An 8,756-nucleotide genomic window follows, 5' to 3' on the forward strand; every position below is an offset into this window, starting at 1 on the left:
GACAGGGCTCGTTCACCTGCCGTTCACCGTCGTGGCGGAAGCTCGTAAAGCGCGCGGCTTAGCGTCGCAGGCGGGCCGGCACCCGGCCCATCCCCTGCACTCAAGAACCCCGGAAGGGAATCACGTGAACCTCAAGCGTTTCGGCGTGCCCGTCGTCGTCGCCATCACCGCGGCGATCGCGCTCAGCTCCTGCGCCGCGAACGAGGGCGGCGCCGCCGCCCCGGAGTCGGCCTCGTCGCTCTCGGGCAACCTCGTCGGCGCCGGCGCGTCCTCGCAGGACGCCGCACAGCAGGCATGGATCGCCGGCTTCCAGACGGCCAACCCCGACGTGACCATCGACTACGACCCCTCGGGCTCGGGCGCAGGCCGCGAGACCTTCCTCGAGGGCGCAAGCGACTTCGCCGGTTCGGACCGCGCGTTCAAGGACGAGGAGATCGCCGCGGGCGGCTTCGCCAAGTGCGCCGCCGACACCTCGGTGGTCGAGCTGCCCCTGTACATCTCGCCCATCGCCGTGATCTTCAACGTCGAGGGCGTCGACACGCTGAACCTCGACGCCGCGACCATCGCGGGCATCTTCGCCGGCACGATCACGAACTGGAACGACGCGGCCATCGTCGCGCTGAACCCCGACGCGACGCTGCCCGACCTGGCCATCACGCCCGTGCACCGCTCCGATGACTCGGGCACCACCGAGAACTTCACCGACTACCTCGGCGCCGCGGCTCCCGACGTGTGGACGTACGAGGCCGACGGCGTCTGGCCGTTCGAGGGCGGCGAGGCCGCACAGGGCACCTCGGGCGTCGTCGACGCGGTCACCAACGGCACCGGCACCATCGGCTACGCCGACGCCTCGCGCGCCGGCGACCTCGGCACCGTCGCGGTGCAGGTCGGCGACGACTTCGTCGAGTTCTCGCCCGAGGCCGCTGCGGCCATCGTCGACGCCTCGCCCGAGGCCGAGGGTCGCGCCGACGGCGACATCGCCATCGAGATCGACCGCACCTCCGAGGAGGCCGGCGTCTACCCGATCGTGCTCGTGAGCTACATCATCGGCTGCCAGGACTACGAGGACGACGAGAACGTCGAGCTCGTGAAGTCGTACTTCTCCTACATGGCCAGCCCCGAGGGCCAGAACGTCGCGGCTGACGCCGCGGGCTCTGCGCCGATCTCGGACACCCTGCGCGAGCAGATCACGGCTGCGATCGACTCGATCCAGTAGTAGGTTCGTGCCCGACCCCGACGGTTCCTCATGAACGCGACGGGGTCGGGCACGGTCATGTCCCACGATCCACCATCACCTGAACTCGAGGATCACGCCAGATGAGCACCGCCACCACCGCCATCAAGGCGAAGCAGCGACCGGGCGACCGGGTCTTCTCGGGCTCCGCGGTCTTCGCGGGATCGATGATCCTCGTCACGCTCGCCGCCGTCGCCGTCTTCCTGATCGTGCAGAGCCTTCCGGCGCTCATCGCGAGCCACGAGGACGCCTCGATCCTCACCGACAACTTCTGGAACTACGTCGGTCCCCTGCTCTTCGGCACGGTGTGGGCCGCCGCACTCGCCCTGCTCATGGCCATCCCGGTCTCGATCGGCATCGCCCTCTTCATCTCGCACTACGCGCCGCGCCGCCTCGCCTCCGTGCTCGGCTACATCGTCGACCTGCTCGCGGCGGTGCCGTCCGTGGTCTTCGGCCTCTGGGGCATCGGCGTGCTCGCCCCGGCGGTGCAGCCGGTGTACTCCTGGCTCGTCGACAACTTCGGCTGGTTCCCCCTCTTCGCCGGCCCCGTCTCGGGCACCGGCCGCACGATCCTCACCGCCGCCATCGTGCTCGCCGTGATGGTGCTGCCGATCATGACCGCCATCTGCCGCGAGGTGTTCCTGCAAACCCCCGTCCTCCACGAAGAGGCGGCACTCGCGCTCGGCGCCACCCGCTGGGAGATGATCCGCACCGCCGTGCTGCCGTTCGGGCGCTCGGGCATCGTCTCCGCCGCCGTGCTCGGACTCGGCCGGGCCCTCGGCGAGACGATGGCCGTCGCCATGGTGCTCTCCGCCAGCGGCGCCGTCACGTTCAAGCTGCTCACCTCGGTGAACCCGTCGACGATCGCGGCGAACATCGCCCTGACGTTCCCCGAGGCCTACGGCATGAACGTCAACGTGCTCATCGCGACGGGCCTCATCCTCTTCATCGTGACCTTCGTGGTCAACGCCATCGCCCGCTGGATCGTCAGCCGCCGCAAGGAATTCTCGGGAGCCAACTGATGTCCGTCACGACGAAGCCCGAGCCCACCGCCACCGCGGTGCCCATCGAGAACTCCCTGACCGCCGGGCGCCTGCCCACGCCTGCTCCGTGGATGATCCTCGGTGCCGCCATCCTCGTCGCCGCCGCGATCTTCGGCGTACTGGCCCTCGCCGACGGCAGCGAGTTCAACTGGGGCGGCGCGCTGCTCGTGGGCGCCGTGCTCTACATCCCCTCGATCTGGCTCTTCTCGATGCTCGTCGAGGGCCGGCGACGGGCCATGGACCGCCTCGTCACCGCGCTCGTGACCGGCGCGTTCGTGCTCGCCATGATCCCGCTCATCTCGCTCACCATCACCGTCATCACGTTCGGGCTCAACCGGTTCGACGTGGACTTCTTCACCATGTCGATGCGCAACGTCACCGGTGAGGGCGGTGGCGTGCTGCACGCGATCGTCGGCACCGTGCTCATGACGGGTACCGCCGCGATCATCTCGATCCCGATCGGCCTGATGACCTCGATCTACCTCGTCGAGTACGGGCGCGGCCGGCTCGCGCGGGGCATCACCTTCCTCGTCGACGTCATGACCGGCATCCCGTCGATCGTCGCCGGCCTGTTCGCCTACGCCCTCTTCTCCATCTTCCTGGGACCGGGCACCCGCACGGGCATCGCCGGCGCGGTCGCCCTGTCGGTGCTGATGATCCCCGTCGTGGTGCGCTCGAGCGAGGAGATGCTCCGCCTCGTGCCGAACGAGCTGCGCGAGGCCGCCTTCGCCCTCGGGGTGCCGAAGTGGCTGACCATCGTGAAGGTGGTGCTGCCGACGTCCATCGCGGGCATCACGACCGGCATCATGCTCTCGATCTCACGCGTCATCGGCGAGACCGCCCCCCTCCTCATCGCCGCGGGATTCACCCAGAGCATGAACTGGAACCTCTTCGACGGCCGGATGTCGTCGCTGCCCGTGTTCGTCTACACGCAGTACGCCAACCAGGGCAATCCGCCCGAGGCGTACCTCGACCGCGCCTGGGCCGCCGCCCTCACGCTCATCCTCATCGTCATGGCGCTGAACCTCATCGCCCGTCTCGTCGCCAAGTTCTTCGCACCGAAGTTCGGCCGCTGACCCTCCCCCAGTAAGGAAATCCGTGTCAAAGCGCATCGAAGTCCGCGACCTCAACGTCTACTACGGCAAGTTCCTCGCCGTGGAGGGCGTGAGCCTCGAGATCGAGCCCCGCAGCGTCACCGCGTTCATCGGCCCGTCGGGCTGCGGCAAGTCGACCTTCCTCCGCACCCTCAACCGCATGCACGAGGTGATCCCCGGCGCCCGGGTCGAGGGCGAGGTGCTCATCGACGGCAACAACCTCTACGACCCCGACGTCGACCCGGTGCTCGTGCGGCGCCAGGTGGGCATGGTGTTCCAGCGACCCAACCCGTTCCCCACGATGTCCATCAAGGAGAATGTGCTCGCGGGCGTGAAGCTCAACAACCGGCGCATCTCGAAGACCGACGCCGACGACCTCGTCGAGAAGTCGCTGCGCGGCGCCAACCTCTGGAACGAGGTCAAGGATCGCCTGGACCGGCCCGGCTCGGGCCTCTCGGGCGGCCAGCAGCAGCGCCTCTGCATCGCTCGCGCCATCGCGGTGTCGCCCGAGGTCATCCTCATGGACGAGCCGTGCTCGGCGCTCGACCCGATCTCGACGCTCGCGATCGAGGACCTCATCGAGGAGCTCAAGCTGCAGTACACCATCGTCATCGTGACGCACAACATGCAGCAGGCCAGCCGCGTCTCCGACCGGACGGCGTTCTTCAACATCGCCGGCACCGGCAAGCCCGGCAACCTCATCGAGTACGCCGACACGACCACGATCTTCTCGAACCCCACGGTGCAGGCCACCGAGGACTACGTCTCGGGCCGCTTCGGCTGACGATCAGTCGCGCGGGCCCAGCAGGTAGGCGTTGAGCTCGCGCGTCTCCTCCGCGTCGTAGGGCATCGGCCGCCCGTCCAGCTCGGTGATGCCCGCGGCGAGCCGCACGCTCGACACCAGCCACGCGGCATCCGCCGACCTGAGCTCGTCGACCGGGATGTCGCGGTACTCGGTGCGCCGACCGGATGCCTCGAGGTGCTCGAACAGGCTCAGCTGGGTCGTGCCGTGCAGGATCGCGCCCGATGGCGCGGGCGTCGACCAGACTTCGCCGTGCCGGAGGATGACGCTCGACGTCGGACCCTCCATGACGTAGCCGTCGCTCGTGACGAAGATCGTGTCGTCGGCACCGCGCCGGCGCGCCTCGCGGAGCGCCGCCATGTTCACGGCGTAGCTGAGGGTCTTCGCCCCGAGGAGCAGCCACGGCGCTCGTTCCGCGGTGCCGCGGTCGTAGCCGCGGTCGAGCGTGACGACGCGGATGCCGCGCTCGCGCACCGCGGTGAAGTCCGCCGCGGGCGCCAGGTGGAGCCACGCGGTGGGCGCCGGCCCGTGCTCGACGCCACGGCTCAGCACGAGCTTGAGGGCGAACTCGCCGGTCGCCGGCAGCGAGGCCACCGCACGCAAGATCGCCGCCTCCCACTGCGGGAGGTTCGGCTCGGGCAGCTCGCAGATGCGGGCGGAGTTGCGGAGGCGCTCGAGGTGCGGCCGCGCCTCCTGCGGGTGCCCGTCGACCACGCCGATGGTCTCGAAGATGCCGTCGCCCCGCTGCGTCGAGAGCTCGCCCACCCGAAGGGCCGGGGCCGAGGCGTCGACCTCGCGGAACGTGCGGTCGAGGTCGGTCGCCGGGGCGTCGGCCGGGAGGGGTTCGATCAGCAGGGTGAGCGTGTCGGGCATGCTCCGATGCTACGCGGACGGGGCGACGCGGGCATCGAGGACGCCCGGCGCAAGGGCCCCCTGGCATGGAAATGCCGGGCCGCAGAACGCCTCTCGGCGCGAGGCCGCTCGGAGCGGCGAATATTGGAGCCCGGGGTTACTGCGGCCCGGCACATCAAGTGTAAACGAGGTCGGGGGGTGGTTCATTCCCGCACGCGCGCCGACGTGGCATCCGGTTCGCTCCGGGGCACGCGTCGGTTCAGTCCAGCGCGTCGCGACGCCAGAGTCGCGCGCACGACGACAGCTCGTCGGCCAGCTGGGTGAGGCGCAGCGCGCGCTGGGTCAGCTCGCCCGGGCGATCGGGGTGCACCGCGTCGGCGGCATCCGCATCGTCGGCGAGGCTCGTGAAGCCGGCCGCGACGACCCTCGAGAAGGCGGCGGCACGGTCGAGCGCCACGGCGAAGTCCCCGGCGAACAGTCCGTGCAGGATGCGGTCGGCGAGCTCGCGCACCTCGTCGGGACCGGCGGGCACGGGTGCACCGGCGACGACCTGGTCGATGGTGTGCGAGACCTCGGTGCCGCGCTGGAACGCCAGGCTGATGCCGACCGGGTCCTGCCGGATGAGGGTGCGCAGCAAGTAGACCCGCCAGAGGGCTCCCGGCAGGCTCTTCGCGGACGCGTGCGACCAGAGCTCGGCGATCGCGTCGATGCCATGCTCGTCGGTATAGGTCACGAGTCGCTCGACCACTGCCGGATCGGGGTCGGCGCGGACCCGCGACAGGATCGCCGCCGCCGTGTCATGGGCGACCCGGCTCACGTGCGCCGGATCTTCGGCGCCGAGGTAGCCCTCGAACATGCCGTTCGGGAATCGCGTGGGTCGATGGAATTCGGAAGCCATTGCGGCAAGGCTACTCGCCTCTGCGGGACGCGGGGCCGGTGCGCGGCTCCTGTTAGGGTGGTCGATGCCCCTATAGCTCAGTTGGTTAGAGCAACGGACTTCAACACAAAATGGAGCGCCAGCGCCGAAATGCGCTGGATGACCGCCGCTATATGCTGGAACGCCCTGAGAGCCGGCCGTACTCGCCTCGTTCGCGCGAGGCAGTGACAATCGGACCGGATTGGGTAATCAGCAGGTAACCGCAAGGGAACCTCAGAGACTACACGCGGCGCACCTGAACGATCCGGTCGAAGGTGAAGATATAGTCCAGACTGCAAGCCGCCACGGCGGTGGCTGGGGAAACCCAGTGCAGCAGGTTAATCCGTGGGTCCAGGGTTCGAGTCCCTGTGGGGGCACCGCAATATCGCATCTCGCCTGAGGCATGTCAAGGGCCTATCGACGCCCCAAGGCCGCGCGTAGAACTGTAGTCACGGGTCGCAAGACCCGGACAGGCGGGCCGGGCCGACCGGCGCAGCGCAATCGACCACGCGCATCCCAGGACGCGTCGGTCGGTGCCGGTCCGCCATGGATGAACCGCGGATTCGATGGGGAATGGTGCGAGATGCTCGCCCGACAGGAAACGCAGACCCGCTCCCACGTGGAGCTCATGCCGCTCAGTCCGACCACGTGGCGCGTGTGCAACGACCGCTTTGCGGACGGCGACCTCAGACGCGTCGTCGGCTACCTCCAGACCATCGACGACGGCTACGAGATGTTGTGGATGCGCCCCCGTCCGGGCGTGGTCTACCGCTACGCGACGATGGATGCCGCGATGACGGCCATCTCGGCCCGGCTCGAACTCACCTCGGACCACGACTGACGAGCGGGCACGATCCGACCTCACCGCCTGAGCACCCCGGGCACCGCCCGACGGGAGTCCGGGTCACGCGCGGGACTCGGACGTCCCCGTCACGGCAGCTCCTCCCCAGGTTCCCTTCCCGCACAGCGTCGTGCGGGTGAGAACACGGTAGCCCCGCGAGGCGGCGGCCGAAAGGGGTGGCCGCCGATCTGCGACGCGCCTCACCGACGATCCACGATGCGGTTGTGCGCGACCGCAGTCGAAACCGTCGAACCGATGTGCCCGAGCGCAGTTCAGCCGACGAGCGCCCGGAACCCCGACATCAACGCGACCCGCTCGGCCGAATCGCGGGCCAGGGGGGTGACCGACAGCGTGGTGACGCCGGCTGCGCGGAACGCCGCCACCCGCTCGGCGACGTACGACGCCGGGCCGATGAGCGACACCGCCCGAACGAGCTCGTCGGGCACGGCGGCGATGGCCTCGTCGCGACGTCCGTCGAGGTAGAGGTCCTGGATGCGCGCCGCCTCCGCCTCGAAGCCGTAGCTCGAGATGAGGTCGTTGTAGAAGTTCTTGCCGCGGGCGCCCATGCCGCCGACGTAGAGCGCGAGCTGCGGCTTCACGAGCGGCAGCACCGCCTCCGGGCGTTCGGTGATGGCGAGCGCCGGGCTCGCGAACACGTCGAGCGGGCCCAGCTCGGCGGACCGCTTCGCGGCGCCGGCGGCGAGCGCCGCGCCCCACACCTCGCCGGCGCGCTCGGGATGGAAGAACATCGGCAGCCAGCCGTCGGCGATCTCCGCCGTCTGCTCGACGGACTTCGGGCCGAGGGAGGCGATCGTGATGGGGATGCGGTCGCGCACCGGGTGGTTGATGAGCTTCAGCGGCTTGCCGAGACCGGTGCCCTCGCCTGCGGGCAGCGGGATGCGGTACTTCGCGCCGTCGTGCACCACTGGCTCGCGCCGCCACGTCATGCGGCAGATGTCGACGATCTCGCGGGTGCGGGAGAGCGGCGCGTCGTAGCGCACGCCGTGGAAGCCCTCGATGACCTGCGGACCGGATGCCCCGATGCCGAGCTCGAATCGCCCGCCCGAGACGTAGTCCAGGCCCGCCGCCGTCATCGCCGTGAGCGTCGGGGTGCGGGTGTAGAGCTGCAGGATGCCCGACGCGAGGGTGATGGTCGAGGTACGGGCGGCAAGGAACCCGAGCTGGCTCACCGCATCGAACGAGTAGGCCTCGGGCACGGCGACGAGGTCGACGCCCGCCCGTTCGAGCTCGGCCACCTCATCGGCGACCTCGCGGAATCCGCCTGCGTAGTTCAGGAACATGCCGACGCGCATCCGTCACTCCTCGTCGTGTGCGTGTGGCCCGGCGTGGTGTCACGGGCACCTCAGACCATAACCGAGGACCGGCGCACGGCCCTCGTCCCTTGTGGAGACCCGACTACGTGGCGATGACGACGATGGGATCAGTGGTGGGTTGCGCTGAGCCGCCCTCGGGCTCGACGGTGACGCCGACCGCGACCCCGGGACTGAAGGAGCCCTCGAGCACGCGCCACGTCTCACCGCCGTTCGCGTCGAACGTCCCCGCGGCCGCGGCCCCGGAGTCGTCGATGTACCAGAGCTCGTAGGTCTGGCCGGGATCGAGGGGCGGCAGACCCTCCACCACGACGCCCGATCGGCCCTTCGCTGCCGAGGTCACGAGCGTGATCTCGCCCCCGCCGGGGACCTCGTGCGTCTGCGACTGCGCGTCGGGCGCCGAAGCGATGGCCGCCATCTCGCGCTGCGCGCCCCAGCCGTTCGGCCCCGACCATCCGACGCCGAGCACGATGGCCGCGATGAGCACGACGGCCGCGGCGGCGGACGCGATGAGGGCGACGGGCCGCTGGAACCAGCGGCGCCGCGCGGCGGACTCAGCCGGGCCCGGGAAGGAGGCGGGGGCAGTGTGCGCCGGCGTCGGAGCGTCGACGGCTGCGGCATCCGGAGCCGACGCGGCATCCGG

9 protein-coding genes are annotated in these 8,756 nt (G+C 69.8%); 5 read left to right on the plus strand and 4 right to left on the minus strand.

From position 1 onward, the window contains the following. The first annotated feature begins 124 nt into the window (after positions 1-124). The 4 genes from GH736_RS12430 to pstB all read left to right on the plus strand — a co-directional run bounded on the left by GH736_RS12430 (position 125) and on the right by pstB (position 4,155). Entirely contained in the window at positions 125-1,216 is a 1,092-nt protein-coding gene (locus GH736_RS12430) for a phosphate ABC transporter substrate-binding protein PstS (protein ID WP_159603700.1), read from the plus strand. 101 nt (positions 1,217-1,317) lie between these two features. Then, positions 1,318-2,256, plus strand: a complete 939-nt coding sequence (pstC, locus tag GH736_RS12435; protein ID WP_159603702.1) for a phosphate ABC transporter permease subunit PstC — start codon at positions 1,318-1,320, stop codon at positions 2,254-2,256. Then, entirely contained in the window at positions 2,256-3,353 is a 1,098-nt protein-coding gene (gene pstA, locus GH736_RS12440) for a phosphate ABC transporter permease PstA (protein WP_159603704.1), read from the plus strand. Before pstC ends, pstA begins: the two co-directional genes overlap by 1 nt. 22 nt (positions 3,354-3,375) lie before the next feature. Further along, entirely contained in the window at positions 3,376-4,155 is a 780-nt protein-coding gene (pstB, locus tag GH736_RS12445) for a phosphate ABC transporter ATP-binding protein PstB (RefSeq protein ID WP_159603706.1), read from the plus strand. 3 nt (positions 4,156-4,158) lie between these two features. Here the strand turns inward: pstB and GH736_RS12450 are convergent, their stop codons facing one another. Beyond that, positions 4,159-5,046 carry an aminodeoxychorismate lyase gene (locus tag GH736_RS12450; RefSeq protein WP_159603708.1) on the minus strand — a complete coding sequence of 296 codons (888 nt, stop codon included), beginning with the start codon at positions 5,044-5,046 and terminating at the stop codon, positions 4,159-4,161. A 238-nt stretch (positions 5,047-5,284) separates the two neighbouring features. Further along, positions 5,285-5,923 (minus strand): DNA-directed RNA polymerase subunit beta, encoded by a 639-nt coding sequence (locus tag GH736_RS12455; RefSeq protein WP_159603710.1) that lies wholly within the window; start codon positions 5,921-5,923, stop codon positions 5,285-5,287. 601 nt (positions 5,924-6,524) lie between these two features. On the opposite strand from GH736_RS12455, the gene GH736_RS12460 reads away from it, so the two are divergent. Then, entirely contained in the window at positions 6,525-6,782 is a 258-nt protein-coding gene (locus tag GH736_RS12460) for a hypothetical protein (RefSeq protein WP_159603712.1), read from the plus strand. 272 nt (positions 6,783-7,054) lie between these two features. Here the strand turns inward: GH736_RS12460 and GH736_RS12465 are convergent, their stop codons facing one another. Both GH736_RS12465 and GH736_RS12470 read right to left on the minus strand, forming a co-directional pair. Further along, positions 7,055-8,095 (minus strand): LLM class F420-dependent oxidoreductase, encoded by a 1,041-nt coding sequence (locus tag GH736_RS12465; RefSeq protein WP_159603714.1) that lies wholly within the window; start codon positions 8,093-8,095, stop codon positions 7,055-7,057. Between the two features lie 103 nt (positions 8,096-8,198). After that, a partial coding sequence (locus GH736_RS12470; protein ID WP_159603716.1) for an anti-sigma factor occupies positions 8,199-8,756 on the minus strand: 558 nt, incomplete at its 5' end.

Source organism: Agromyces humi (assembly GCF_009720255.1).
Classification (GTDB): Bacteria; Actinomycetota; Actinomycetes; order Actinomycetales; family Microbacteriaceae; genus Agromyces; species Agromyces humi.

Excerpts from the sequence above, each read along its gene's own strand:
- pstC (WP_159603702.1), top strand. The coding sequence starts at position 1,318 with ATGAGCACCGCCACCACCGCCATCAAGGCGAAGCAGCGACCGGGCGAC.
- pstA (WP_159603704.1), top strand. The coding sequence starts at position 2,256 with ATGTCCGTCACGACGAAGCCCGAGCCCACCGCCACCGCGGTGCCCATC.
- GH736_RS12450 (WP_159603708.1), bottom strand. The coding sequence starts at position 5,046 with ATGCCCGACACGCTCACCCTGCTGATCGAACCCCTCCCGGCCGACGCC.
- GH736_RS12455 (WP_159603710.1), bottom strand. The coding sequence starts at position 5,923 with ATGGCTTCCGAATTCCATCGACCCACGCGATTCCCGAACGGCATGTTC.
- GH736_RS12460 (WP_159603712.1), top strand. The coding sequence starts at position 6,525 with ATGCTCGCCCGACAGGAAACGCAGACCCGCTCCCACGTGGAGCTCATG.
- GH736_RS12465 (WP_159603714.1), bottom strand. The coding sequence starts at position 8,095 with ATGCGCGTCGGCATGTTCCTGAACTACGCAGGCGGATTCCGCGAGGTC.